The following is a 26465-nucleotide window of genomic DNA, read 5'->3' as shown; positions in this document are numbered from 1 at the left end:
GTCACGTGCCGACGGTCGCGTCCCGGAAGCGGATCGACGCATAGGCGAGGTCGCCGCGGTTGAAGCGCACGAGGCTGCGTTTCGTCGGGTTGAAGTAGCCGTCGCGCCATTCGGTGAAGCGACCGTCGCTGGTCTCGTCGAGCGCCTGGCGGACCGCTCCGAGCTGGATGACGTCCAGGATGCCCGTGTCGAACCCGTTCGCCACCAGGTACCGCCCGCAGGCGTCCAGGTCGAGCGTGCTGCCGGCGCTGGGCCGCAGATGCTCCGGTGTGTCCGGGTGCCAGCTCTTGGCACCCCGGGCCGGATGCGTGAAGTCGCCGCTGAGAAACGCGTGGTGCATCGCGATGCGCGTCATGTCGGCGAAGTTGAGCCGGCTCAGGTGCTTGAGCTTGAGCATGCCGCAGAACTGGCCGGGGATGCTCGGAATGAGCGTCCGCACCTGCTTCGCCAACTCGGTCCGGTAGGCGATGTGGATGTTGGCCCACAGCAGCAGCGACCGCATCCCCATCATCCCCGTGGACGCCGCGGCGGTGGACGGGTAGTTGAGGTCGGCCGACGACACCAGGCCCGAACGCTCGACGTCGCGAAGGTCGTGGAGCCGGGCGACGGCCAGGTTGGTGTACGTGTACGACGTCGCGATCAGCCCGCGGATGTAGTCGGCGTGACCCGCGCGCTGGGCGGGGTTGTCGTACCGGATCGAGAAGATGAGCTCGGTCTCGGCGCTGCGGATGAAGACGCCGCCCGCCTGCAGCAGGGACAGCTGCAGGCCGGTCAGGGCGCCGACGATCTGGCGCACGGTCGCCTCGGGATCCCGCATGGCACTGTCCAGCGCCTGGCTACCGAAGATCACCGACTCGTGAGCGGCCTGCTGCGCCACCCCGAAGTTGGCCTTCTTGCTGTCGGCCAGCGGCCGGACCCGCGAGATGCGGATGAGCGGCACGGCGAGCCTGGCCTGCATCGGGCCGGCCTTGATCCCGCTCAGCTCTCGGTAGACCTGGTCGTTGACGGCGCGCATGTCCGCCGGCGCGCGCTCGTTGGCGACGACCCAGCCGAGCTCGGCGAACGAGCCCGCCACGGTCACGCTCTCCGTCGTGTCGGGTCGCAGCGCCAGCGCCCGGCCACTCGCGCTCAGCAGCGCCCAGCGGGCGTCCGCCGCGGACTTGAGGCCCAGGGCGCTGCCGTTGCCCCGGGTCAGGGCGGTGACGGCGGCCGGCAGGTCCTCCGCGAACCGCCTCAGGATCGACTCCGGGCCGCCGCGGCCGCTGGTCAGGAACTGCTGCGCGTGCTGCACGAGCGTCTCCACCTCGTCGACGTTCGCGGCGTCGTCGGCGCGGGGCAGGACCGCGTCGCCCAGCCGGTTGCGATCGGCGAGCCGGTGCAGCACCCGGTCGAGGAAGGTGAAGGACCGCCCGTCGGTGCGTTCACGGGTCCGCTGCCGCGGCGGCACGTGCAGCCGCCGCTGCAGGTCGAGCATCACGTGGGTGTCGTGCTGATGCTGCTGGGCGTCGAGCACCTCGGTGATGAGTCCGGCGATCCTGTCGTCGATGCGGACGGCGCCGTCGGAGCGGTACTCGATGACGTCGTTGATGGCCAGTTCCAGCAGGAACGCGAGCCGCCGGAACGCCACGGCGCCGGCGTCGTCGGGCCGCGGGCGCTCCGCGGACCGCCCGGAGCCGTGGAAGTCGCGGGCCCGCTCGGTGAACGAGCGGAACATGGCCTGCAGGTCGATGAACTCCGGGCTCGGCCCTTCCCCGGCCCCGGTCAGGCGGTGCGGGATCGTCGGGTCGATGCTCAGCCGGCGCAGCGCGAGGCGCTCCGGCGGCTCCGACCAGTACGGCAGCACATCGGCGGCCAGCGCCTGCAGCGCGTCGTCCGCCTCGCTCAGCGGATCGTTGTACAGGCTGACGTAACGCTCCAGCGATCCGGCGACCATCAGGGTGAACGCGAGCCGCGTCACCTCGGTCGTCGGGGTTGCGTCCGGCCCGTCGCGGTCGCTGCCGAAGAGCCCGAGCCGGTCCGCGTGGGCCGGGGTCAGCCGCTGCCGCATGTCCGCGGCCAGGCGGCCGTGCTTGGGTGCCAGCAACGGGACACCGGAGTTCAGCAGCCGGCGTACCCCGGCGTCCACGAGCTCCCCGGCGCCCCGGTCCGGATACAGGTCGCCGTGCGACAGATACCGGTAGGTGCCCGGATCGATGACGCCCGGCCGGTCCTTGTCCCATCCGACGGCCCGGGCCAGATGCGGGGCCGGGTCGATCCGGCGCGGTGCGCCGTCCCGCTGCCACTGCTTGACGGCCTCGGCGTGCGCGGAGAGTCCCCAGGAGACGAGGAACTGTTGGAAGCCGGCCGCCTGCCGCCCGGGCCGGAGCCAGGCGCGCAGCAGCGCACGGAGGGTGTCCGCGCGCCGCAACCCGTCGTCGTCGAGCAGGTGACCGCCGACCGCCGCGCCGAGCAGGGCCAGCTCCTCGGCGGCGACGGCCCGGCCGTCACGGCCGTGGAAGAGGTGGTCCCAGAGGCGCAGCGCCGCCCGGAGCACTGCGACGCGTTCCGAGGTGCTGCTGGCTCCCACCGGACCTCCTCGCCGATGAGCATGACATCGACCCGCAGCTCAGTGTCACACGCCGCAACGCTCGGCTCATCGTGCCTTCCGGTCGACAGGCCACCGACTCGGCGGACCGCTACTGGGCTACCCCGGCAAGTGCCGTGTGCAGCGCGCGCATGGAACGGACCGCGGAGCGGATCTCCATGAGGTGATCCGTCGTGGTCAGTGCGTACTCCGGTGCCACGCCGATCGTGTCGATGCCGCACCGGTGCCGGCCGAGCCCGAAGACCCGGATCGCGTCGCAGTGCTGGAACGGGACGAAATAGGTGGTCGTCACCAGCAGGAGGCGGTCGCCGTCCGCCACCTCGGTCGACTCCCACTCGCGGTAGGTGTCGACGGTGTTCGCGCGGCCGTTCGTCGAGGACGCGGCCGCGATCACCGACACGGGCACGCCCGCCGCGGTCCGGTACCGCCGGTGCAGCCGCACCGACGGCTCGTGCTGCTCCCGCAGGGGGGCGTCGAGGGCGAAGGCCCGCCGCAGCGCCAGGTCCATGCCGTCGACCTCGTGCTCGCCGGCGGGGACGCCGAGCCGCTCGGCGGCCTGGCGATCGAAGTCCTCGATCGGCCGGAAGCTGGTCAGCCCGCAGACGTCACCGGTCCGCACCCCGCCGGCCAGCAGCTCCGCCGCCCGCAGCGCCCGGATGAGGCAGGCGTCCAGGTAGCTGCCGAGGACCAGCACGTGGTCGTAGGCCGTCAGCTGGGGGCCGGCCTGCTCGACCAGACCGAGCGCGGTGGCGCTGGCCAGGACCTGTGCCCGCAGCTGCGGAGGGAACCAGGTGCCGCCGTGCTTCACCCGCGCCTGGGCCCGGGTCAACGTTCCCGCGCGGAAGTCCCACCTGCGGCCGGAGATCTCGTCGAGGCCGGCGAGCAGCTCGCCGAGGCCGCCCGACGGAAACCGCTCACCGCAGGCGGCGACCAGGTCCCGCATCGGTGGCGAGGTGACCCAGCTCTCGATCTGCGTCGTGAGGACGCCGGGCTGCCCACCACCAGCGGGCCAGGACGGCAACGCGACCGGGACGTACACAGCCGATGCTCCGCTCACTTGGGCCTGACGGATCGATCATGAGCCTCCGGGATTGTACCGTTCGTCCGACCGGTGACCCCGGTACGGCTGATCAGCGAAAGAGGCGCTGTGCATCCTCCGGTAGCGTGGGGCCGGATGCAGCCTCAGGAAGGGACGCGCGGGTGCGACTGACAGGTACAGGGCACGCAAGCCTCAGGATCGACACCGCCGCGGGAAGTATTCTGTGCGACCCATGGGTGAATCCGGCATATTTCGCCTCCTGGTTTCCGTTCCCGGACAACGCGGAGCTCGACTGGGAGAGCCTTGGCCAGGTCGACTATCTGTACGTGTCGCACCTGCACCGGGACCACTTCGACGCCGCGCACCTGCGGCGGTTCGTCTCGAAGAAGGCCACGGTCCTGCTGCCGGAGTATCCGACCAGCCAGCTCGAGGACGAGCTGCGCGACCTCGGGTTCACCAGCTTCCTGCGCACCCGCAACGACGAGGTCCACGAGCTCGACGGCGGCCTCAAGATCATGGTGCAGTCGCTGATCTCGCCGACCGACGGGCCGATCGGCGACTCTTCGCTGTGGGTCGAGTATGACGGCATCCGCGTGCTCAACCAGAACGACGCCCGGCCGTCGGACCTGTCCCGTTTCACCGAGCTCGGGCACGTGCACGCGCACATGCTGCAGTTCTCCGGCGCGATCTGGTATCCGATGGTCTACGACATGTCGGAGCCGGCGAAGCGCGCGTTCGGCAAGCAGAAGCGTGACCGGCAGCTGGACCGCACGATCCGCTACATCGACGACCTCAACGCGTCGTGGGTGTTCCCGATCGCCGGCCCGCCGTGCTTCCTCGACGACGCCCTGTGGCAGTTCAACGACATCTTCGGCGACGAGGGCAACATCTTTCCGGACCAGCAGTGGTTCTCCGACCAGTATCGGGAGCTGGGCCGGACCAACGAGGTGATCCTGCTGCCGGGCAGCGTGTCGACGCTGACGGCCGACGACTGCAGCACCACGCACCCGGTGCCGGACGTCCGGGAGTTCTTCGCGGCCAAGCCGATCTACCTCAAGGAGATGAAGGCGCGCAAGCAGCCGCTCATCGACGCGGAGAAGGCGACGTGGCGGCACCCGGAGATCGACGTCCTGCAGGCGATGAAGGACCGGATCGAGCCGCTGCTCGAGGAGTCGATCTACATGGCCGACGGGATCGGCGGGCCGGTCCGGTTCGACCTCGTCGGGTATGACGGCGAGAGCGTCGAGTCGATCGTGGTCGACTTCCCCGGCAAGCAGGTCCGCGAGTATGCCGACGAGAAGGTCCGGTATCGCTTCCGCACCGAGCGCGCGCTGATCGAGCACCTCTTCTTCATCGACGAGGGCGACTGGGTCAACTCGCTGTTCCTGTCGTGCCGCTTCACGGCGACCCGGATCGGGCAGTACAACGAGTTCATCTACTCGTTCTTCAAGTGCCTGTCCGAGGAGCGCCTGCAGTATGCGGAGGGCTGGTATGACGAGCACCAGCGGCAGACCGACGCCGAGGACATCGTCATGGAGGGCTGGCAGGTGCAGCGGCGCTGCCCGCACCTGAAAGCGGACCTGACCCGCTTCGGCAAGATCGACGACGGGGTGCTGACCTGCCAGCTGCACGGCTGGAAGTTCGACCTGGCGAGCGGGCGCTGCCTGACCAGCGCAGGGCACCCGCTGCGCGCCAAGCGCGAGGAGCCGTCCCAGCAGACCTGAGCGGACCGTCAGGTCTCCTCCAGGGACCGGATCTCCTCCTCGACCTCGTCTGCCTCGTCGCTGCGGTGGACCTCGGCGAGGCGGTCCGTCAGGGAGCGCAGCACCCGCAGCAGGTCCGGCCGGTAGACCTCCGGCCGGTTCCTGGCGAGCGGCCGGTACAGCTGGGCGGCGGCCTTGAGGTCGAAGATCGCCCGGTTGTGCCGGCGTTGCAGCGCCAGGCAGTCGGCGCGGGTGTGCAGGGCCCGGGCGAGGTCGGCCCGGTGGGCGTCGCTGCCGCCCGGGTTGTTCAGCTGGCGGTAGAGGCGGACCGCCTCCTCGCTGTGCCGCAGGGACTCGTCGACCTCACCCAGCTCGACGAGCCCCCGGGTGAGGTTGTTCAGCGAGGCGGCGAGCCCCGGCAGATGCGCGTCGGGCCGGTCCTTCGCCAGGGTCTGGTACAGCTCGACGGCCTCGCGCGCCGCCCCGACGGCGTCCGGGAACCGGCCCAGCCCGCTCAGGCTGGACGACAGGGTGTTGAGCGAACCGGCCAGCTCGGGGCCGAAGGACGCGTCGGTGCCGGCGAGGCCCCGGCGGATGCGCACCGCCTCGTCGGCCGCGTCGTGGCACTCCGTCCGGGCGGTGTCGGTGGACAGCCCCGCCAGGTCGGTGGAGAGGTTGTTGAGCGCCGTCGCGAGGTCGGCCTGGTGCGCTGCGGGCAGCTGCCGGCAGGCCCCGACGGCCTGGCGGCGGACGGTGAGCCCTTCCTCCCTGCGTCCCAGCTCGCCGAGGCAGTTGGAGAGGTTGTTCAGGGACGTGGCAAGGTCGGTGAGCGTCTGCTCGGTGCCGTCCGCGGCGAGCTGCTGCCGGATGTCCACGGCCTCCTGCGCCGCCTCCAGCGCCTCCTCCGTGCGGCCGAGCGCGCGCAGCCGCACCGCGAGGTTGTTCAGGGCCTGGCCCAGATCCCGGTGCGGTGCCGCCGAGCGGGTGGCCGCCACGAGCCGCTCCGCGACCTCGGCGGCGAACGCCACGTGCACGCGGGTGGGGTGAGGGATCGACCGGTAGATCGTCCACAACAGGTCGAGGTCATCCGGGCGGTCGGCGACGACCGTGCGCAGCGCATTGATCAGCACGGCGGGTTCGGCGGTCTCGACCGCGACCCGGACCGCGACCGGCGCCAACGTCTGCGGGTGCGCCGACACCACGGCCTCGATGTCCGGACCGAGCCCGGTGTGCACGCTGGCTCGGGCGAGCACGGTCATCGCCTGCTGCGCCTGCCGCTGGTCCACGCCGTCGAGCAGGGAGGGCAGCAGCCCCTGGTTCTTCTGGACCGCCGTCGCCACCAGGTGCTCGGCGAGAAGATCCGGCTGGAGGGTGCCCCAGTGGTCCTTGCGGTGCGGGTAGAGCTTCTGGAGCCATCGGGCGGTTCGCTGCAGCTCGTCCGCCTGGATTCCGGGGACGCGTCGCAGCACGGCCAGAGCCTCGTCTTCGTTCGCCGCGGGCACCAGACATGCCGCGGCGACCGCCGCCCGCTGCTCCGGACTTTCCAGACTGATGCGGGACGAGACGGCCAGGCGTCTCCAGTAGACGCTCTCGTGCCGGTTCAACAGAAAGTCCATTGCGTTGCGTTCGGGTGTGACGCCGGCGCCGGTCGCGGGGTGGTCGGTGCGCAGCAGGGCGACCAGTGCCGCCAGTTGCACGCCGAGCGTCGTTGTCGGCAGGCTCGCCGGCGGGTGCACCTTGGTGGCCTGCTCGGTCCAGTAGCCGGCGCGCCGTTGGAAGCCTGAGAGGCGAGCCAGCCTGTCGGCGAACGCCGTCACGGCCCGGTCGAACGCCCCAGGATCCGCGGTCAGCGGCCGGAGCTGCTCCTCGACGACGCCGTCGGTCGCGAAGTCCCAGCCGAGGGGCAGATGCTGGCGCCACTCGCCGTCGCTGCGGGCCAGGAGGAGCACGCGCAAGGGTGCCCGCTGGCGGCGGTTGGTGAGCGCCGCGCCGAGCAGCTCGAGCTGGTCGAAGCGTTCCTCGGCGTAGTCGATGACCAGTAGCAGAGGGATGCGCACAGCCGACAGCCACCGCACCGTCTCGTGCTGCATGGTGCCGGCGCCGTCGCGCCTGGCGAGGACGACGGTGGCCCAGCCCTTGCGTCGCATCCGGCCGGCGAAGTGCCGTGCGAGGCGCGTCTTGCCCTGTCCCCCCTCGCCGGTCAGCAGCCACGCCGACCGGCTCCCGTCCTTCCCGCACCACGCGTCCAGCTGTTGCAGCGTGGCTTCGCGGCCCTCGAACGGCACGACGGCCGCGTCGGCGCGCAGCAGCATCGCGGGCGACTGCGGTTCTTCGGGGTCCTGCTGCAGCGCGGTCAGCTCGGCGGGCCCCAGCCCCGGCCGCGTCTGCGGGTCGCCCGGCCAGACGAGCGCGGCGAACTGCGGATCGTCGGCGAACGCGCCGGTGTCCACCGCGCTCACCCGGTCGGCGGCGAAGCCCTCCTGGTCGTGGGCGATGACCCCGACGAGCAGCTGGTTGCAGAACAGGGCCGCGCCGGACATCCCGCCCCACGGCGAGTCCTTCGACGTGGCGGTCGGCTTCGGTGCCGAGTCGACCGCCACGTCCAGCCAGCCGGACTTCGCCAGCCCCAGCGGGCGGGTCCTGCCGACGAGGTGGTCGGTCTCCCGCACGTCCCCCGGCCCGCTGACCCGGAACCGGGGGAAGCCGACCGCCTCGACCGGGGCGTCCGGTGCGTCGCACACCAGCCGCCCCCAGGAGAGCGGGGGCAGGTCGCCCGGGTCGATCACGGTGTCCTCGACCCGCACCAGCGCGACGTCGGCGGCCTCGTCCCACCGCTGCCACACCACCTCGGCGGGGTACAGCGTCCGGTCACCGAACCGCCGGACACTGACCGCGACGCCGTCACCGGCGACCACGTGCGCCGCGGTGAGCACCAGGCCGTTCGAGAGCAACGTGCCGGAGCCGCAGGCCAGTCCCTTGCCGGGCCGAGACCCGTAGACCTCGCAGAGTCGCTCGCTGACCGGCACCGGCGATCAGCGATCCGGGATGCGGTCGATCTGGTCGTTGATCTCCGTGGGCCGGCCGGTGGCGCGTTCCTTCGGTGTCAGCGTCACCTTGACGCGGTGGGTCTCGTCCCGCCCGATGCTTCCCTCGGCGCCGAACGTCACCACACCGAACGTGACGCCGCCCTTGGCGCCGCCCGTCCGCTTGGCGACGACCGCGAACTCGACCTCGACTGGCCCGACCTCGAAGAGCAGCGGGTCGCCCGCGGCCAGCGCCTTCGCGGCCGCCAGCTCCCTGCGCAGCGCCTCGACCGCTTCGGCAAGTCCGATGTCTTCCACAGGGCAACCACCTCATCGCATCGATGTCGCTGCGTAGCGTATGCAGGCGGCCCCCTGGCGCACCACCGGGCGGGCGCACAACGACCCGCCAGGCCGAGGGGTTTTCGCTCATCCGGGTGCGGCCGCCGCCGAACGGCCGATCGACACGGAAGGGGGCGCGCCGGCCTTCCCGGCCGGCGCGCCCGTGGCCGTCAGGACTCGACGTTGACGATCTCGCGGCCGGTGTTCACGTACGTGTAGAAATAGTTGGGGCTGCGCACCGACAGGTCGCCCAGGGCGTAGGCGACACCGGCATGGAACGGCGCCGGCGACGCCGTCACCGGGATCTTCACTTTTCTGCGCCGCGCCGGTGCAGACCAGCTCCGAGGTATGGTTCTGCCCGCCGGTGGTGATGCTGCCGACGGTCTGGGTGACGCTCGCCTGCGCGGTGAAGTACCAGCCGGCGGGGCAGGTGACGGTCAGCGTCACGATCGTGGCGGCGCCGTTGGCCTTGAGCTTCGCGTTCTTGGTGATTTTGACGATGGGCGAGCCCGGCGACTCCGACTGCAGGTTGACCGTGGCGCCGGCCGGCACCGCGAACGCGAGCACCCCGCCGACCGCGAGCGCGGCCACACCGAGCTTCGACTTCGTGAGTTTCACGATGATTCCTCCCCGTTGGGTGTTGGTGCGGACTCTTCGCCGTGGGGCGGCCCCGCGATGCCCACCAGGACACCGAGGAGCAGCGGGACGACCGCCAGTTCCCACAGGAAGTCAAAGGCGCTGTGCAGCGCGAGCGCGGTCACGGCGGCCGCGGCTCCCGCCCACAGCGGTGCGGGCCCGGCGGTGCGAAGGGCTGCGGCGTGCCCGGCGCTGCGGCGTCTGCCGGTCTGCGGCGGGTCTCTGTTATCGCTCACAAGAGGACGCACGATGATCGTCTGAGCGCGGGTGGCAGGGGATGGTTGCGCTCACATTCTTGACGATCGAAGGGTTGGCAACGACGGTCGCGGTGGCTAACGTGACCCGCACGCGACCGCGTCATGGGACCGCCGATCCCGTGCCGCCACAGCACACCCCGCCCCCGTTCGGCCACGATGCCGTCCGCCCTCGTCCTCGCGGCCCGCCACCCCACGGACTCATGAGGAGTCGCCCCCATGGCATGGTCAACCCGCATCCGGCTGCGAACCGCGGTCGTCCTGACGGCCGTCGCCGGTCTGCTGGCCGCCTCCGCCCAGGCGGCGCCCGCGCAGTTCGTCACGGTCAGCAATCCCGTGATCAGCCAGCGCGCCGACACCGCGATCTACAAGCACACCGACGGCTACTACTACATGACGGCCTCCGTGCCGGACTACAAGCGGGTCGAGCTGCGGCGCGCCACCACGCTGCAGGGCCTGCGCTCCGCCGCCACCGCCAACGCGTTCGTCGCACCGTCGAGCGGGGCGCTGAGCGGGTGGATCTGGGCGCCCGACATCCGCTTCTACGACGGCGCCTGGTACATGTACTTCTCGGCGTCGCCGGGCACCGCCCGGTTCGACCAGCGCCTGTACTGGATCCGCAACACCTGCGCCAATCCGATGTCGTGCGCGTGGAGCGCGCCGCAGCGGTTCACCACCGGCTGGGAGTCCTTCCAGCTGGATCCGGCGTCGTTCGTCAACCGCGGCGTGCGCTACTTCGTGTGGGCGCAGGACAGCCCGGACACCAACTTCAACAGCCACATGTACATCGCCCGGATGAACGGGGCGACCGGCATCACCGGCACGGTCACCGAGATCGCGCGGCCGACCTTCAACTGGGAGAAGGAAGGCGTCGCCGGGGTCGTGGAGGGCCCCTCGCCGCTGGTGAAGAACGGCCGGGTGTACATCGCGTACTCGGCGTCGGCGACCGACTCCCGCTACAAGCTCGGCCTGCTGTCCTCGTGGGACAACGTGGACCTGCTCAACCCCGCGTCGTGGTACAAGCACCCGAACCCGGTCTTCCAGACCGCGAACGGCGTCTACGGCCCCGGCCATGGAAGTTTCACGGTGGCCGAGGACAACACGACCGACATGCTGGTCTACCACGCCCGCGACTACGCCACCCCGACGCCCGACGCGCTCACCGACCCCAACCGGCACACCCGGATGCAGCAGCTGTACTTCCGCGACAACGGCGACCCGTTCTTCGGCCAGCCGATCCCGAGCACCGTGACCGCGCCCGGCATCCGCGGCCAGTACAGCAACCGTTGCGTCGACAACTACAACTTCGACACCACGCCCGGCGCGCTCGTGCGGCTCTACGACTGCAGCGGCAACGCCGCCCAGGAATGGGAGTTCAACTACAAGGGCGTCAGCTGGTACGAGATCCGCAACCGCAACACGGGCACCTGCCTGGACGACCTGAACTCCAGCACCGCGTCGAACGCCGACGTGGGCCTGTATGCGTGCAACGGCTCCACGGCGCAGCGGTGGGAGATCCAGGACCGTGGCAGCGGCTGGTTCTCGCTGCGCAACGTCGCCGGCAACATGTGCCTGGACGACTACAACTGGAACGCCGCCAACGGGGCCCGGCTCTCGCTGTACCCCTGCAACGGCCTCGGCGCACAACTGTGGCGCCGCGGCTGACCCGCTGCGATCGGCGCCCGTCCGGCACGGGCGGGCGCCTTTCACTCAACCGCACCCGGTCGCCGCCGAATGGACGATCGACAAGGGGAAGCGGTTCGGGGAGTGGGTTGCTATCGCGGTGGGAGACGACCGGCGGGTGAGGCGGTGGACCGCCACGCTCTACGCGCTCGGCGGCGTGTACGGGCTCGCGCTGGCCGGCATCCTCGCCGCGGTCGCCACCGGGGCCGCCCCGATCCACGCGCCCGCCGGCGCCGGGGCGCTCGCGTCCGGTGCCGTTGGACTGTTCGGCGCCGTGTGCGCGGCCCGGCACGGCGGGCTGGACGAGCGGACCCGCCGCTCCTGGTGGTTCATGGCGCTCGGGTACGCCCTGGCGCTCAGCGTGCCGTGCGTCTTCACCGTCACCGGCCCGCGGCCCTTCCCGTCGCCCGGCGACGTGCCGCACCTGGCGTTCGTGCTGGTGCTGCTGTTCGCGGTGCAGACGTTCCCGCTGCACGCGGCGACCCGCAACGAGCGCCACAAGCATCTCCTCGACGCCGCGACCGTGCTGGCCGGCGCGGCGATGATGATGTGGTACTTCGTGGTCGGCCCGTACATCCTGGCGAAGGGCGCCTCGGTCGGCACCGTCGTGGCCGCGGCCGCCTACCCGGCCGCCGACCTCGCCCTGCTGTTCGGCATCGCCAAGGTCCTGCTGCGCGGCGCCGACCCGGCCTCACGCCGGCCCCTGGGCATCGTGGCCGCCGGGATGGTCGTCTTCACCGTCGGCGACGGCTACCTCGGCTACATGCAGGCGCACGCCGACCATGTCGAGCGCACCGCCTGGCAGTTCGTCTGCTGGACCACGGCGCACTTCCTGCTCGCGGTCGCCGCCGTCGAGCAGAACCGGCAGGCCGCGGCCGAGCAGAACCGGCAGGCCGCCGTCGAGCAGAACCGGCAGGCCGGCGCCGAGCAGGACCGGCAGGCGGCCGCCGGGCAGGACCGGCAGGCGAGCCGCCGGGGTGACGAGCGGCCCGGGTCACGCGTCACCGGCCGGGGACTGGCCGGGAAGCTGCCCTACGCGGGCATCGGCGTCGGCTACGCGCTGATGATCCTCGCCGCGGTGCGGCAGGAGCAGGCGTACCCGTGGGCCGGGCTGGTCGTCGGCGCGTTCGGCATCACCGGGCTGGTCGTGCTGCGCCAGGTGCTGGTGCAGCAGGAGAGCCGCGAGATGGCGGTCACCGACGGGCTCACCGGCCTGGCGAACCGCTCCCGGGTGCACGAGGTGCTCGCCCGGGCCCTCGCCCGCGGCGAGCGCTCGGGGCGCAGCACCGCCGTGCTGCTCATCGACATGAACGGCTTCAAACAGGTCAACGACTCCCTCGGGCACGAGGCCGGGGACCGGCTGCTGGTCGAGTTCGGCGAGATGATGCGCCGCAGCGTGCTCGGCGGCGACCTGGTCGGCCGGCTCGGCGGCGACGAGTTCGCGGTGGTCCTGCACGACATCGGCCGGGTCGATCACGCGGTGGCCGTCGCCAAGCGGATCGTGCTCGCGACGCAGCAGCCGATCCCGTTCGGCGACCAGACGCTGCGCGCGTCGGCGAGCATCGGCGTCGCGGTCGGCGGCCCCGGCGAGTGCACCACCGACGAACTGCTGCACCGTGCCGACCTCGCCATGTATCAGGCGAAGCGGCGCACCGGCGGCACCCGCTGGCACTGCTGGGACCGCAGCCTGACCGACGAGGCGGAGCTGTCGCTGGAGCAGGAGCTGCGCGGCGCGATCGCCGAGGGTCAGCTGCGCCTGCTGTACCAGCCGATCGTCGCCCTGCCGAGCCGCGAGCTGACCGGGGTCGAGGCCCTCGTGCGGTGGGAGCATCCGCGGCACGGGCTGCTCCTGCCGGAGCAGTTCGTCCCGCTCGCCGAACGCGCAGAGCTGATCGAGGACCTGGGCCGCTGGGTGCTGGAGCAGGCCTGCGCGCAGGCCAAGGCGTGGCAGCGGCGGGTGCCGTCGCTCCAGCTCAACGTCAACATCTCGCCCCGGCAGCTGGACAACCAGGGCTTCACCGGGCAGGTGCTGGAGATCCTGGACCGGGCCGGGTTCTTCGCCGGGCACCTGGTGCTGGAGGTGCCCGAGAGCGCGGTCATCGGCGAGGCCGACCCGATCGCGCAGCTGGAGGCGCTGAGCACCGCCGGGATCCGCATCGCCCTGGACGACTTCGGCACCGGGTACTCGTCGCTGCGCTACCTGACCCGCCTGCCGGTCGACGCGCTCAAGCTCGACAGCTGCTTCGTCGCCGAGCTCGACGGCACCTCGAAGGGCTCGGCGGTCGCTCAGGCGGTGCTGCGCCTCGGGCAGATGCTGCACCTGGACACCGTCGCCGAGGGCGTCGAGGGCGAGGCGCAGGCGCGCGAGCTGACGCTGCTGGGCTGCGAGAAGGCGCAGGGGCGGTACTTCTCCGGGCCGGTGCTGGCCGGCGACCTGGAGCGCCAGCTACCCGCCGGCACAGTGGCGGGCTGAGGCGCCGCAGGGAATACTCGTCGCACCATGCGTGACTCTGTGCGTCTTCGTGCGGTCGTCCCGCTCCTGGCCGTCACGGGAGCGACCATCGCCGGGGCGGGGTTGACCGGCACGTTCGCGGTGATCCCTCTCGTGGCCGCGGCCGCCCTCGCGGGCACCCTGCTCGGGTCCGCCGCCGCGGCGATCTGGCTGCCGGCGGCGGCGCTGCTGTGGTGGCTGCACCCGGCGGCCGGCCCGCACCCCCTCGTCGCCTTCGGGGTCGTCGCCGCGGCCGGGCTGCTGCCGGTGCTGGCGATGCGGGTCCGGCGGGCGTGGACGACACGGGGCGAGCGGATGCGGGTCGAGGCCCGGGCCGCCGCCGCGGCCGCGGAGCGGGCCAGGCTCGCCCGGGAGATGCACGACTCGCTCAGCAAGACCCTCGACGCGATCGCCCTCGGCGCGGCGGCCCTGCCGGGCACGCTCGCCGAGCCGGACCGGGCCAGCCGGCTCGCGGCGACCCTGCGCGACGGGACCCTCGACGCGGCCCGCGACGCCCGGGTGCTCATCGACGAGCTGCGCTCCAACCCGGCCGACGCCCCGCTGTCCGACCTCGTCGCCGCGATCGGCCGGGAGTGGTCGGTGACCAGCGGCGTCGGGGTCATCCTGCACAACGCCGACGCCGACATCGAGCCCAAGGTCGACACCGCGCCCGGGACCGGCATCGAGCTGTGCTGGATCCTGCGCGAGGCGCTGCGCAACGTCGCCGCGCACGCCCGCGCCGGGCTGGTCGCGGTGACGCTGACCCGGGCCGGCGGCGCGGTGACCCTCGAGGTCCGCGACGATGGCGCCGGCTTCACCGTGCCCGGCGACCTGAGCCTCCTGCAGCGCGCCGGCAGCCACGGCCTCGTCGGGATGGACGAGCGGGCCCGGGTGTGCGGCGGGACGCTGACCGTGTGGTCCCGTCCAGGCGGCGGCACCCGGGTCACCGCGGTCGTCCCGGCCGAGCCGGCGCCGGTCGGCGCGCCGCCGTCGCGGCGGCTGCGGCTGCTCGTCGGCGCGGCCGCGGCCGCCCTGCCGGTGGCGCTGATCCTGCCGTTCAGCGGTGCCGGGGACCCGCCCCGCGACCGGATCGCCGCGCCGCCTGCCGGCGCCGGCCCGTCGCTGCTGCCCGGACAGCCGTCCGGCGCCGCGCCTGCCGGGTCGCCGGCGGCGTCGGGGCCGAGCGTCGCACCGGCCGTCACGAAGCCGCCGAAGAGCCCCGCGTCCGTCACGTCCAGCCCGGCGCCCGCCGCCGGAGGCGGCACCGGCGCCGGAGGGTCTCCCGGTACCAACGCTGCAAATGCCTGCAAAGTGCGCTATTCGAAGCGCAACGAGTGGGATCCGGGCTTTGTCGCCGACGTGGTCCTGACCAACGCCGGCACGAAGGCGATCGACGGCTGGTCGCTGCGGTTCGAGTTCTCGTCCGGGCAGAAGGTGATCAGCTACTGGGGCGCGATCGTGACGCAGACGGGCGCGGCGGTCGTCGTCGAGGACGGCGGGGTCACGCCGAAGCTGGCGCCGAACGGGACGCTCACCTTCGGGCTGCAGGGCACCTGGCAGGGTGCCAACCCGGCGCCGACTGCGTTCACCCTGAACGGCGTTCGGTGCGGCTGAGCCACTGCACGATCGCCTCGGTGCGGTTGTTGACGCGCAGCTTCAGGTAGATCTGGCTGACCCGGTTGCGGACGGTCTTCTCGGCCAGGTCGAGGCGGTCGGCGATCGCCGCGTTGGGTTCGCCGGCCGCGATCAGCTCCATGATCTCGTGCTCGCGGCGGGTCAGCGGCTGATGCAGCAGCGCCGGCGCCCGGTCGGCCGTGCGGTGCTGGACGTGATCGACCACGATGGACAGTGGCAGCGGCGAGAGCCGGCTGTGGCCGTCGGCGGTGGCGCGGGTCGCTTCCAGCAGGTCCGCCCGGGTGTACTGGCCCTCGACCAGCAGGCTGCGCGCGCCGGCGCGCAGCATCGGCACCACGTCGCCGGGCACCACCGTGTGCGCGACGACCAGCACCGGCGGCCGCGGCGGCGGCAGCGTGGCGAGCGCGGCCAGTTCGCGGATCGGCGCGTGGGTGTGCAGCACGACGAGATCGGCGTCGATCCGCCCGCCGTTGAGCACGTGCAGCAGCGGGCGTACCTCCAGCGCGCCGGCGCAGGAGCGCAGCAACTCGGCGAGGCTGTTGCCGGTGGTGCTGATGACCAGGACGCGCATGCCGCCACGACACCACGGGGCCGCGCGGATGGCAACGCTTCTCGAAACTTGCGCTGGGTGCTTTCGGCGCCCGCCGCCGCGTCGCCGCGCGGGCGGCACCCAGTGAAGTTGGGTGCGGCGCCCCCGCGATTCAGGTGTGCCGCCACCGGCGGATTGCGTCGGCCCGGCCCGTCACGCCGAGTTTGGCGAAGATCCGGTTCACGTGGTTCTCCACCGTCTTCGATGAAAGGACCAGGGTCGCGGCGATGTCCCCATTGGACAGTCCACGGGCGATCAGGTCCATCACCTCGGCCTCCCGCTGCGACAGCCCGAGCCTCGGCGGTGCGGCCCGCACGGCGGAGACCAGCACCCGCGCCGCGCTCGGCGACAGGTGCGCCTCGCCGCCGGCGACCGCGCGGACCGCGTGCAGCAGCTCCGCCGGGCCGAACTGGCCGTGCACCAGGAACCCGATCGCGCCGGAGCGCACGGCGTCCAGGACGGTGCGGTCATCGGCGCTGCGGGTCAGCATCAGCACTCTGCTGTGCACGCTGATCGCCCCGACGACGGACAGCCCGTCGCGGACCGGCATGCGGTGATCCAGCAGCGTCACGTCCGGGCGGTGCAGCCGGGCGAGCTGGAGGGCCTCGGCGCCGTTGGCCGCCTCGCCGATGACGGACAGGTCGCCGGCGCCGTCCAGCATGTCGCGCACGACCGCCCGGACCACGCTGTTGTCGTCGGCGACGAGGACTGTGGTCACTGCCGGGACCTCCCTGCGTGGGTCCCGGCCTGCCGCGGGACAAAGGTGCCAACGATGTTCGCCATTGTTTCGCGGTGCTGTCCGCGTGCTTACGCTACCCGTCACCGGGAGCGCTCCCACGCGGCCGCCACCGCTCGGGGGCGCTCCCTTGCCTGTCTGGACCGCCATCTGGAAGGACCGTTCATGCGTCTCCGCCGAAACTCATGGCCGCCGCCGCGGCCATGCTGCTCGTCCCGCTGGCCCCGTTCGTCTCGTCCGCCCCGGCCGCCGCCGCCGACAGCGCCGACTGGCTGCACACCGCCGGCAACAAGATCGTCGACAGCCAGGGCAACGAGGTCTGGCTGACCGGCACCAACTGGTTCGGCTTCAACGCCACCGAGCGGGTCTTCCACGGCCTGTGGAGCGGCAACGTCACCGAGATCACCAGGTCGATGGCCGACCGCGGGATCAACATCGTCCGAGTGCCGATCTCGACCCAGCTGCTGCTGGAGTGGAAGGCCGGGCAGGCCGCCGTGCCCAGCGGCGTCAACACGTACGCCAACCCGGAGCTGCTCGGCAAGACCACCCTGCAGGTCTTCGACTACTGGCTGGGGCTCTGCGCGCAGTTCGGCATCAAGGTGATGCTCGACGTGCACTCCGCCGAGGCCGACAACTCCGGGCACATCCACCCGGTGTGGTGGAAGGGCTCGATCACGCCCGAGCTGTTCTACCAGGCGTGGGAGTGGGTGATCGACCGGTACAGGACGAACGACACGCTGGTCGCGGCCGACATCAAGAACGAGCCGCACGGCAAGTGGTCGGAGTCCCCGCGGGCCAAGTGGGACAACTCCACGGATCAGGACAACTTCCGCAACACCTGCCAGGTCGCCGGCAACCGCATCCTCGCGAAGAACCCCAACATGCTCATCCTCTGCGAGGGCATCGAGATCTTCCCGAAGAACGGCACCAACTGGTCCTCGACCGCCGAGGCCGACTACTACGGCAACTGGTGGGGCGGCAACCTGCGCGGCGTGCGGAACTTCCCGGTGAACCTGGGCAACCACATCGTCTACTCGCCGCACGACTACGGCCCGCTCGTCTACGAGCAGCCGTGGTTCTCCAAGCCCTTCGACAAGGCGACGCTGACCGCCGACGTGTGGACGCCGAACTGGCTCTACATCCACGACGACAACATCGCGCCGCTGCTCGTCGGCGAATGGGGCGGCCGGCTCGGGCAGGACGCGCGGCAGGACCGGTGGATGTACGCCCTGCGCGACACCATCATCGACAAGCGCATCAGCCAGACGTTCTGGGTGCTCAACCCCAACTCCGGTGACACCGGCGGGCTGCTGCTGGACGACTGGAAGACCTGGGACGAGGCCAAGTACGCGATGCTGAAGCCGGCCCTGTGGTCCTACCAGAACAGGTTCGTCGGCCTGGACCACCAGGTGAAGCTCGGCGCGAACGGCCTGAGCCTCAACGACCGCTACGGCGGCACGAGCGACACGGTCGCACCGTCGGTCCCGTCGGCGCTGCTGGTCTCCGGCACCACGTCCAGCAGCGTCTCGCTGACCTGGACCGCGTCGACCGACAACAGCGGCACCGTCGCCGGGTACGACGTCTACCGCGGCACCACGAAGGTCGGCACCTCGGCGACCGCGTCCTTTGTGGACACCGGGCTGGCGGCCGGCACCACCTACAGCTACACGGTCCGCGCGTTCGACGCCGCCGGCAACGTCTCCGCGGCCTCCGCGGCGCGCACCGCCGCCACCACGACCGCGCCGGCGGACACCGTCGCGCCGTCGGTGCCGTCGGGCCTTTCGGTGACCGGCACCACGACCGGCAGCGTCTCACTGCGGTGGAACGCCTCGACCGACAACAGCGGCAGCGTCGCCGGCTACGACGTCTTCCGCAACGGCGTGAAGGTCGCCACCACCACCGCACCGACCTATGTGGACACCGGGCTGCCCGCCGACACCGCGTTCAGCTACGCGGTACGGGCCATCGACGCGGCCGGCAACGCCTCGGCGCTGTGCGCCGCGGTGACCGCCAGGACGCAGGCCACGCCCACCGGGGTCGTGCGGGTGCAGTACCGCAACAACAGCGTCCCGACCGGCGACCAGGAGATCAAGCCCGGCCTCCAGGTCGTCAACGGCGGCACCGCGCCGCTCGCGCTGAACACCGTCGCGGTCCGGTACTACTTCACCCGCGACGGGGGCTCGTACGCGATCTGGTGCGACTGGGCCCTCGCCGGCTGCGGCAACCTCGCGACCCGGGTCGTGAACCTGCCTTCCGCGGTCAACGGCGCCGACGCGTACATCGAGGTCACCTTCACCGGGGGCACCGTGGCACCCGGTGGCAGCAGCGGCGAGATCCAGCTGCGGGTCAGCCGGACCGACTGGCAGCCGGTCAACGAGACCAACGACTACAGCCGCGGCGCGGGGACGTCGCTTGCGGACGCTCCTGCCGTGCCGGCGTTCGTCGGCGGCTCGCTCGCCTGGGGCGTCGTGCCCGCCTAGCACGTCCGCTTCCACGGATGGGTGTCACCTGCCGAGGTGGCACCCATCCGTCCGTCCGAGGGCTCCGAAGACATGGTGTACATCCGCACCAGCTTCACCGTCAACGGTGCGTCGATGGTCATCTGCGGCAACGTGCAGACCGCCAACGCCATCGTGTACATCGTGGACACCGTCCTCATGCCGAAGGCCTGATCCTCGCCATGAAGACCTTCGCGGCCCTCGCCGGCATCCTTGCCGCCGGCGCGGGGATCGCCGGCGGTGAGCTGTTCGCCGCGCTGGTCGTCCCCGCGGCCGGTCAGGTCGGCGGCGTCGGCGTCGGCGGCGTCATCATCGACGCCACGCCGACCCCGGTGAAGGAGTGGGCGGTGCGCACCTTCGGCACCAATGACAAGCCGCTGCTCCTGACCGGGATCGCGGCCGGGCTGGTCGTCTTCGCCGCGGTGGTGGGCCTGCTCGGACTGCGCCGGCGGGTCTGCGACCCGCCGGCGCGGCGCTCCTCGGGCTCGCCGGCTGCCCGCGGCGGGTCCACTGGACGGTCTGCCGTCCCTGATCGGCGGCGCGGCGGCGGCCGGCGTGCTGCTCCTGCTGCTGTCCTCCCTTGCCGCCACGCTTGCCGAGCCGGGCGGCGGCGCCCTGGTCGACGGCGTGACCCGGCGGCCCGCCCGGTTGCTGGATCGCCCGCCTGGCCGCCGGCACGGTCGGCATCGCCGGCGCGGCGTGGGCTCAGGGGCGTGGCATCGCGTCGGTCGAGGTGCAGGTCGGCGACGGGCCGTGGCGGGCCGCGACCCTGCTCCCGTCACCGACGAACGACACCTGGGTGCAGTGGCGCCTGGACTGGGCCGCCGCGGCGGGCAGCCACCTGCTGCGGGTCCGCGCCACCGACAAGACCGGCGCACTGCAGACCGAGCAGCGCGTCACCCCGTTCCCGGACGGGGCGACCGGCTGGCACTCCGTCACCGTGACGGTGGTCTAGTACCGCTCCTCATAGGCCTGGCGCGAGCCGCACACTGACGCGCGGCTGCACGAGCAGCGCGACCCGTCGGCGTCCATCCGGACGGTGACGGAGTCGCGCGGCACGCTGTGCCCGACGACCCGGCCCTCGCCCTCCGGTGTGGACACGCGGGTGCCGACCGCCGGCGCGGTGGCCTGGAACTGCTGGTACAGAGGATGTTCGTACTTCAGGCAGCACATCAACCGGCCGCACGCACCGGAGATGCGCAGCGGGTTGAGCGGCAGGTCCTGGTCCTTCGCCATGCGGATGGTGACCGGCTCGAAGTCGTTGAGGAACGTCGCGCAGCACAGGTCCCGCCCGCACGAGCCGATGCCGCCCTGGACGCGGGCCGAGTCCCTCGCGGACAGCTGGCGCAGCTCCACCCGGCAGTGCAGCGTGGCGCCCAGATCCCGCACCAGGGACCGGAAGTCCACCCGATGGGGTGCGGTGAAATAGATCGTGGTCCGCGCGCCCTGACCGCCCGATCCGTCCAGCACATGGTCCACTGCGACGACCTTCATCGGCAGCTCGTGATCGCGGATCAGCTTCTTCGCGGCGACCTTGGCCTCGGCCTTGCGCTTGCGCAGCAGCTCGTCGCGGCGCAGGTCGTCGTCGGCGGCCATGGCGACCAGGCGCGGGAAGCCCTCGGTCTCCTCGCTGACCCACTGCGCGGCCCAGACGCACTCGGCGACCTCAGGCCCGTCGTCGGTCGGGACCAGCACTCGATCGCCCACTCCCGGGCGAAACTCGCCGGGGTCGAAGTAGAACAGCCGCCCGTAGCGATTGAAGCTCACCGCGCACAGCATGCCCATGGGTGCACAGTAACGCGGGTCACTGGCAGTTCCATATTGCCTGCGGCTATTGGTGTTGAAAGTCCATTTTGACGTCTTTCGGGTGGCCCGTAGCTATTCCAACTACTTCGTCGTTACTAGTGCGGATGAGCCCGCTACGTGGGCCGTAACTCCGGCCGGAAAGGGCTCGTTGGGGGCAGCAGTGGCACGCCCCCCGGCGAGCTACCCCCGTACTCCCGGTCTCGGAGGACCTCAAGCATGACGTCTCCTGTTGCTTCCGCACGCCCAAAAACGGCCCGGACCCTCGCCGCCCTCGCCGCAACGGCGATCGTCGGAGCGCTGAGCCCGGTCGCGTCAGCGGTGCCCGCGGCAGCGGCACCGGCCGACGCGGCCTGCCCAGAGGGCTTCGGTGCCACCGCCGCCAGTAACACCCTTGCGCTGGGCCGCATCGACCTGCGCGCCACCGGCCTGTCCAACGCCGTCCTGCCCGAACTGCGGGTCGCCACCACCCACTCCGGCGTCGCCGGAGGCACCCTGCGCGCCGCCGCCGACGCCCGCTACCTGCGCAGCAGCGGCGACCTCCCGGCCGGGGTGCTCGGCCCGCGGGCGTACCAGCAGGCGCCACCCGCACACGACCAGCCCGACGTGGTGAACGTCGCCGGCGTCGACCTCGGCGCGCTGCGCCTGGGCACCGGCGGCCTGCGCGCCCAGGCGTCGTGGAAGCATGCCGGCCGCTGCACCACCGCCGACGGCCCCCGGGCCGCGTCCCGCGACGCTCGCCGGCATCACCGTCCTGCCCGGCCGCAACGGCCGCGCGCTGCTGCGCATCAACGCCGTCGAGAGCGCCACCGTCACCGGCGTCGGCTCGGCCGGCGGCCGCCCCGCCGCGACCGCCGCCGCGACCGGTGCCATCGCCGACTTCAAGCTCCTCGACAACGGCCCCTCCGCCATCGGGGTCCGGGTGATCAGCCCGCCGTCGCTGAGCGTGCTCGCCGGCACCACGAAGACCGTCGACTACACCGCCCCCGTCCTGGAGATCACCATCCCCGGCAAGGCGCCGATCCGCGTGTCCTCGGCCGGCTCCCACGTCGACGTGGTCGTGCCCGTCGACGCCGCGAGCACCGAGGCCGCCACCGACCTCGCCCGCACCGAGAACCTCCCGCTCCTCGGCGGCCTGCCGCTCATCGACCTGCTGACCGGCATCACCAGCGCGGTCTCCGGCGTCGTCGGCGGCGCCACCGCGATCGTTCCGGGCGCCGACCTCAACAGCCTGCTCGGCGCGCTGCCGGGCCTGCCGGCCGTCGGTGGCCTGCTCGGCTCCGGGGGTACGCCTTCCTCGTCGTCGCCTTCTCAGGAGAGCGCTTCGGCCCCGGCCCGCGTGGTCGTCCTGCGCGTCGAGCTCGGCGCGGTCGAGAAGCAGTTCAGCTCCACCGGCGTCTACGCGAAGGCCGCCTCGGTGCGCGTCAAGCTCATCTCCCGCAACACGTGGAAGTCCACCGGCGGCTACGGCCACGGTGGCTCCGGCCCGGCCGACAACACCTCGCTGATCGACCTGGGCATCTGCACCCTGGAAACCGCCGCCGCGGCCCCGAAGGCACCCGCCGCCCCCGGCTCCACCACCGCCCCCGACGACGACTCCGACGGCGGCTACGGCCCCGACGACGACTCCGACGGCGGCGGCTACGGCCACCACGGCGGCGGCACGGGCGGCACCGGCGGCGGCACCGGCGGCGGGGGCGGCCTCCCGGTCACCGGCAACAACGTGGCCCTGATGCTCGGCGGCGGCGTCCTGCTCGTCGTGGCCGGCCGCCTCCTGCAGATCCTGGCCCGCCGCAGGACCGCCTGAGAGACCCCTTCGCCGCCCGTGCAGCGCCCTATCCCAGGTGCGCTGCCCGGGCGGCGCTGTTTCTCCTCCCCGTTGATCGCCGAACCTTCCTGGCGTCCCGCACCCACCAAAGTTCCGTGATCACGGTGCATACCACCCCGCCAACCCGCCCACCAACCTGTGGACAACCGCCAGAGGCAAGCCGCCAAACGCCCGCCGCACCGACACCTCCACCTCAGCCGAACCGTGATCTCGGAACTTCACCGGACGGCCGAGCTGCACGGCGCCGGAGTGGCGTGGGCCGGAATGGCGGCGACGTCGCGTGGTGGCGTGGGCAAGGCGGCGCAGGGTGGCGGAGCGGATGCGCGCGCGGGCTGCGGAGGCGAGCCGGGAGCGCGGCGGTGGGGCGGCGAGGCCAGCGCGGTGGAAGCAGGGTGGAGCGGGCCGGCGGGTGGCGCGCGGGCGGAGGACGCGGCGACGGCGGACCCGGCGGGGGGCGGGCGGAGCTGGCGGTGTGGCAGGGCAGAGGCGGGGTGCGGCGGCGGCCGAGGCGGGACGGCGGGCGCGGCAGGCCGGTGAAACGCAGCCAGTGCGGCGGAGGCCGGGGCGGCGGGTGAAGAGGTGCGGGGCGGTCAGGCGGCCAGGGTCATGTGCTGGTGGCGCAGGGTGGCGGCGAACTGTTCGGCGGCGGAGGCGATTCGCTCTGCGCCCAGGATTGCCTGCTCCCAGGTGCCGCACAGGCCGGAGCCGAACTCGATCTGCACGTCGCCGTCGTCGACCAGGAGGATCGGGTCGCCTTCGTCTTCGGTGATGACGGTGCGGATGGCGCGGAGGTCGAGGGTGACGATGGGGAAGAGTTCGTCGTCCATGGGTGGCTCCGATCGGCCGTCGCGACAAGGAACAACAAGGAAGGGTGGGGTGCGGCGCCGCGCGGCTCGCAGCGTCGTGGAACGGCGCCGCACCCCGGACTGGGTGGCGCGAAACCGGACCGCCCAGCCCGGTCCCGCGCCTGTGGTAACTTTAGCCTAGTAGCCATAAGGCCACAATATCTCTTGCCGATAGACCTTCATATGGTCGCGGTCATGATCTCCCGGAGTTCGGGCCTGGCACTCTACCTGCAGGTCGCGGACGCGATCCGGCAGAAGATCATCAGTGGCGAGATGGCTCCGGGGAGCCTGTTGCCCTCGGAGAAGTATCTGGCCGAGGAGTATGACGTCGGGCGGGACACGATCCGCGACGCCATGGCATACCTGCGCGGCGAGGGGCTCGTCGAGAGCAAGCGGGGTTATCGCAGCCGGGTGCGGGCCAACGCGCCGCGCGAGCGGATCTGGCTGCACCAGGGCGAGGTTGTCTGGGCCCGGATGCCCACGCCGCAGGAGAAGAAGGAGCACGGCCTCGGCGACGGCGTGCCCGTCCTGGTGGTCGGCGACAAGACGTATCCCGCGGACCGCTTCGAGTTCGGCCGCGACGAGTAGGGAAAGCGCAGTAACGCGGATCACCCGTAAATAGGTTGGTGAACGCTGCCCTGAGAACCGATGCTTGTGGCAAGCAAGTATCTGGACGCAGGGACGAGGATCCGTGGACGAGAACACCGAGCACGCCGACTACGCCGCCATCGGGCGGCAGGTGGGGCGGTTCATTCGGCTCTCGGAGCGGTTGTTCGCCACGCTCAAGTGGAGCGACGCAGGCCGCGGCCTGGAGCGCCCCGCCTACATGCTGCTGAGCCGGATCGCGGTCGACGGGCCGTTCCGGCTGTCGGCGCTGGCCACCGACGTCGCGCTGGACCTCTCCACGGTCAGCCGGCAGGTGGGCGCGCTGGAGACAGCGGGGCTGGTGCGCCGCGCGACCGACCCGACCGACCGCCGGGCCAGCCTGGTGGAGGTCACCGACCTCGGGCGGGACGTGTTCGAGGAGAACCGGACCCGCTGGATCGCCATCTGGCAGGAACTGCTGGCCGGCTGGTCCCCCGAGGAACGTCAGATCTTTGCTGCCCTCTTCACGCAACTCAACCAGTCGCTGGCCGAAAAGCTGCCAGGAACCGAACGGTTGCCAGGAACCATCTCGGAAAAGGACGCTCGATGACCACTGTCGCGCCGCCGGAACAGGCCCGGCCGCAACTCGCCCACCGGCAGATCATGCTGCTGATGGGTGGCCTCATGACCGGGATGCTGCTCGCGGCGCTCGACCAGACCATCGTGGGCACCGCGCTGCCGACGATCGTCGGTGAGCTCGGCGGGCTCGACCACTACTCGTGGGTCGTCACGGCGTACCTGCTCGCCTCGACCGCCTCGACGCCGCTGTACGGCAAGATCAGCGACCTGTACGGGCGCCGTCCGGTCCTGCTGTTCGCGATCTCGACGTTCCTGGTCGGCTCGCTGCTCGCCGGTCTGTCGCAGGACATGACCCAGCTGATCGCCACGCGTGCGCTGCAGGGCATCGGCGCCGGTGGCCTCATGACGCTCGCCTTCACCATCGTGTCGGACGTCGTCGCGCCGCGGGAGCGGGCCCGGTACCAGGGGCTCTTCGGCGCCGTGTTCGGCATCTCCTCGGTGGCCGGGCCGCTCGTCGGTGGCTACTTCGCCGAGACCGACTGGCGCTGGATCTTCTACATCAACATCCCGCTGGGCGTCTTCGCGCTGTACGTGTGCAGCCGGGTCCTCCGGCTCGTCCCGCACACCCGCCGGGACCACAAGATCGACTACCTGGGTGCGACGCTCATGGTCGCGGCGGTCAGCTCGTGGCTGCTCGCGCTGTCGTGGGGCGGCAACGAGTACGCGTGGGGCTCGGCCACCATCCTGGGCCTGCTGGCCGGCGGGGCGGTGCTGACCGCGCTGTTCATCGTCGCGGAGGGCCGCGCCGAGGAGCCGATCCTGCCGCTGCGGCTGTTCAAGCGGGCGACGTTCTCCCTGGCCAACACCGCCACGTTCATCCTGGGCTTCGCGATGTTCGGCTCGATCATCTACGTCCCGCTGTACCTGCAGATCGTCAAGGGTGCCTCGCCGACGCGGTCCGGCCTGCTGATGCTGCCGATGATGGCGGGCGTCATCGTGACCTCGATCGTCGCCGGCCGGGCGATCAGCAAGATCGGCCGGTACAAGTGGTTCCCCGTCGCCGGCACCGTGATCATGGGCTCCGGGCTGCTGCTGTTCACGACGCTGAAGGTCGACACGCCGCTGTGGCAGGCGTTCATCTACATGACCGTGATCGGTGTCGGGCTCGGCATGGCGATGCAGCCGCTGATCCTCGCCGTGCAGAACGCGCTCGAACTGCGTGACATGGGCGCGGGCACCAGCGCGGCCACGTTCTTCCGGTCGCTGGGCGGCTCGGTCGGCGTCGCGGCGCTCGGCGCGCTCATGACCAGCAAGCTGAGCGAGCAGATGACCGGCGACGGCATGAAGGGCGTGTCGATCAACTCGCCGGCGCAGGTCCGGAAGCTGCCGGCGCCGGTCCTCGACGCGGTCGAGCACGTCTTCGTCAACGCGCTGCACCCGGTGTTCCTCGCCGCGGCGATCGTCGCGTTCGTCGGCACGGTGATCACGCTCGCGCTGCCGGACAAGCCGCTGCAGGGCGGCGGCCCGGCCGAGGTGGCAACCGAGGAGGACGCCGCCGCCGAGATGGAAGCCAAGGCCGCGGCCTTCTGACGAACACTCAGGAACCCCGGAGCTA

At 71.8% G+C, this 26465-nt stretch carries 23 protein-coding genes and 1 pseudogene; 12 read left to right on the top strand and 12 right to left on the bottom strand.

Going from position 1 to position 26465, the window contains the following annotated elements:
* Position 1: 1 nt before the first annotated feature.
* A complete protein-coding gene (locus OHA72_RS04625; RefSeq protein ID WP_327006606.1) occupies positions 2-2566 on the bottom strand; it encodes a hypothetical protein in 2565 nt (854 codons plus the stop codon).
* A 109-nt stretch (positions 2567-2675) separates the two neighbouring features.
* Positions 2676-3623, bottom strand: a complete 948-nt coding sequence (locus tag OHA72_RS04620; protein WP_327006605.1) for a hypothetical protein — start codon at positions 3621-3623, stop codon at positions 2676-2678.
* Between the two features lie 167 nt (positions 3624-3790).
* On the opposite strand from OHA72_RS04620, the gene OHA72_RS04615 reads away from it, so the two are divergent.
* Entirely contained in the window at positions 3791-5347 is a 1557-nt protein-coding gene (locus OHA72_RS04615) for a Rieske 2Fe-2S domain-containing protein (protein ID WP_327011461.1), read from the top strand.
* 8 nt (positions 5348-5355) lie between these two features.
* Here OHA72_RS04615 and OHA72_RS04610 read toward each other — a convergent pair whose 3' ends face one another.
* From OHA72_RS04610 to OHA72_RS04595, 4 genes are all read right to left on the bottom strand, one after another.
* Positions 5356-8352: a tetratricopeptide repeat protein gene (locus OHA72_RS04610; RefSeq protein ID WP_327006604.1), complete on the bottom strand. Its 2997-nt coding sequence runs from the start codon at positions 8350-8352 to the stop codon at positions 5356-5358.
* A gap of 6 nt (positions 8353-8358) precedes the next feature.
* Positions 8359-8667, bottom strand: a complete 309-nt coding sequence (locus tag OHA72_RS04605) for a trypco2 family protein (RefSeq protein ID WP_327006603.1) — start codon at positions 8665-8667, stop codon at positions 8359-8361.
* A gap of 108 nt (positions 8668-8775) precedes the next feature.
* Complete coding sequence (locus tag OHA72_RS04600) at positions 8776-9306, bottom strand: hypothetical protein (protein WP_327006602.1); 531 nt, start codon at positions 9304-9306, stop codon at positions 8776-8778.
* The gene (locus tag OHA72_RS04595) at positions 9303-9560 is read right to left on the bottom strand and encodes a hypothetical protein (protein WP_327006601.1); all 258 of its coding nucleotides are present in this window, start codon (positions 9558-9560) and stop codon (positions 9303-9305) included. The genes OHA72_RS04600 and OHA72_RS04595 overlap by 4 nt, the downstream gene beginning before the upstream one ends.
* 237 nt (positions 9561-9797) lie before the next feature.
* Here OHA72_RS04595 and OHA72_RS04590 point away from each other — a divergent pair, with 237 nt between their 5' ends.
* The 3 genes from OHA72_RS04590 to OHA72_RS04580 all read left to right on the top strand — a co-directional run bounded on the left by OHA72_RS04590 (position 9798) and on the right by OHA72_RS04580 (position 15366).
* Positions 9798-11243, top strand: a complete 1446-nt coding sequence (locus OHA72_RS04590; protein ID WP_327006600.1) for a family 43 glycosylhydrolase — start codon at positions 9798-9800, stop codon at positions 11241-11243.
* A gap of 136 nt (positions 11244-11379) precedes the next feature.
* Complete coding sequence (locus OHA72_RS04585) at positions 11380-13734, top strand: putative bifunctional diguanylate cyclase/phosphodiesterase (protein ID WP_327006599.1); 2355 nt, start codon at positions 11380-11382, stop codon at positions 13732-13734.
* A 39-nt stretch (positions 13735-13773) separates the two neighbouring features.
* Complete coding sequence (locus OHA72_RS04580; RefSeq protein WP_327006598.1) at positions 13774-15366, top strand: cellulose binding domain-containing protein; 1593 nt, start codon at positions 13774-13776, stop codon at positions 15364-15366.
* On the opposite strand, the gene OHA72_RS04575 is transcribed toward OHA72_RS04580, so the two are convergent.
* Both OHA72_RS04575 and OHA72_RS04570 read right to left on the bottom strand, forming a co-directional pair.
* Positions 15338-15958 carry a LuxR C-terminal-related transcriptional regulator gene (locus OHA72_RS04575; RefSeq protein WP_327006597.1) on the bottom strand — a complete coding sequence of 207 codons (621 nt, stop codon included), beginning with the start codon at positions 15956-15958 and terminating at the stop codon, positions 15338-15340. The genes OHA72_RS04580 and OHA72_RS04575 overlap by 29 nt on opposite strands.
* A gap of 130 nt (positions 15959-16088) precedes the next feature.
* Positions 16089-16694 carry a response regulator gene (locus OHA72_RS04570; protein WP_327006596.1) on the bottom strand — a complete coding sequence of 202 codons (606 nt, stop codon included), beginning with the start codon at positions 16692-16694 and terminating at the stop codon, positions 16089-16091.
* 203 nt (positions 16695-16897) lie between these two features.
* Between OHA72_RS04570 and OHA72_RS04565 the strand changes: the two are divergent.
* From OHA72_RS04565 to OHA72_RS04555, 3 genes and pseudogenes are all read left to right on the top strand, one after another.
* Positions 16898-18634 (top strand): annotated as a pseudogene (locus OHA72_RS04565) (cellulase family glycosylhydrolase); the annotation flags it as partial.
* A complete protein-coding gene (locus OHA72_RS04560; RefSeq protein WP_442788695.1) occupies positions 18626-19192 on the top strand; it encodes a cellulose binding domain-containing protein in 567 nt (188 codons plus the stop codon). The pseudogene OHA72_RS04565 and the gene OHA72_RS04560, both read left to right, overlap by 9 nt.
* A gap of 36 nt (positions 19193-19228) precedes the next feature.
* Positions 19229-19384 (top strand): fasciclin domain-containing protein, encoded by a 156-nt coding sequence (locus OHA72_RS04555; protein WP_327006595.1) that lies wholly within the window; start codon positions 19229-19231, stop codon positions 19382-19384.
* A gap of 103 nt (positions 19385-19487) precedes the next feature.
* On the opposite strand, the gene OHA72_RS04550 is transcribed toward OHA72_RS04555, so the two are convergent.
* Positions 19488-19721 carry a hypothetical protein gene (locus OHA72_RS04550; protein WP_327006594.1) on the bottom strand — a complete coding sequence of 78 codons (234 nt, stop codon included), beginning with the start codon at positions 19719-19721 and terminating at the stop codon, positions 19488-19490.
* A gap of 222 nt (positions 19722-19943) precedes the next feature.
* On the opposite strand from OHA72_RS04550, the gene OHA72_RS04545 reads away from it, so the two are divergent.
* Positions 19944-20165 carry a molybdopterin-binding protein gene (locus tag OHA72_RS04545; RefSeq protein ID WP_327006593.1) on the top strand — a complete coding sequence of 74 codons (222 nt, stop codon included), beginning with the start codon at positions 19944-19946 and terminating at the stop codon, positions 20163-20165.
* Here the strand turns inward: OHA72_RS04545 and OHA72_RS04540 are convergent.
* Entirely contained in the window at positions 20162-20995 is an 834-nt protein-coding gene (locus tag OHA72_RS04540; RefSeq protein ID WP_327006592.1) for a PSP1 domain-containing protein, read from the bottom strand. The genes OHA72_RS04545 and OHA72_RS04540 overlap by 4 nt on opposite strands.
* Before the next feature lie 333 nt (positions 20996-21328).
* Positions 21329-21700, bottom strand: a complete 372-nt coding sequence (locus OHA72_RS04535; RefSeq protein ID WP_327006591.1) for a hypothetical protein — start codon at positions 21698-21700, stop codon at positions 21329-21331.
* Between OHA72_RS04535 and OHA72_RS04530 the strand changes: the two genes are divergently transcribed.
* A complete protein-coding gene (locus OHA72_RS04530; RefSeq protein WP_327006590.1) occupies positions 21699-22820 on the top strand; it encodes a hypothetical protein in 1122 nt (373 codons plus the stop codon). The genes OHA72_RS04535 and OHA72_RS04530 overlap by 2 nt on opposite strands.
* 611 nt (positions 22821-23431) lie before the next feature.
* Here the strand turns inward: OHA72_RS04530 and OHA72_RS04525 are convergent.
* On the bottom strand, positions 23432-23668 hold the full coding sequence (locus OHA72_RS04525) for a hypothetical protein (protein ID WP_327006589.1): 237 nt from the start codon (positions 23666-23668) through the stop codon (positions 23432-23434).
* 213 nt (positions 23669-23881) lie between these two features.
* Between OHA72_RS04525 and OHA72_RS04520 the strand changes: the two genes are divergently transcribed.
* The 3 genes from OHA72_RS04520 (at position 23882) to OHA72_RS04510 (ending at position 26440) form a co-directional block, all read left to right on the top strand.
* Entirely contained in the window at positions 23882-24274 is a 393-nt protein-coding gene (locus tag OHA72_RS04520) for a GntR family transcriptional regulator (RefSeq protein WP_327006588.1), read from the top strand.
* 103 nt (positions 24275-24377) lie between these two features.
* On the top strand, positions 24378-24881 hold the full coding sequence (locus OHA72_RS04515; protein ID WP_327006587.1) for a MarR family winged helix-turn-helix transcriptional regulator: 504 nt from the start codon (positions 24378-24380) through the stop codon (positions 24879-24881).
* Positions 24878-26440, top strand: a complete 1563-nt coding sequence (locus OHA72_RS04510; RefSeq protein WP_327006586.1) for an MDR family MFS transporter — start codon at positions 24878-24880, stop codon at positions 26438-26440. Before OHA72_RS04515 ends, OHA72_RS04510 begins: the two co-directional genes overlap by 4 nt.
* The last annotated feature ends 25 nt before the right edge of the window (positions 26441-26465 follow it).

This window comes from Dactylosporangium sp. NBC_01737 (genome assembly GCF_035963215.1).
Lineage (GTDB): Bacteria > Actinomycetota > Actinomycetes > Mycobacteriales > Micromonosporaceae > Dactylosporangium.
Note: the sequence above shows the minus strand (reverse complement) of the source record. Positions and strands in the feature narration are given on the sequence as shown.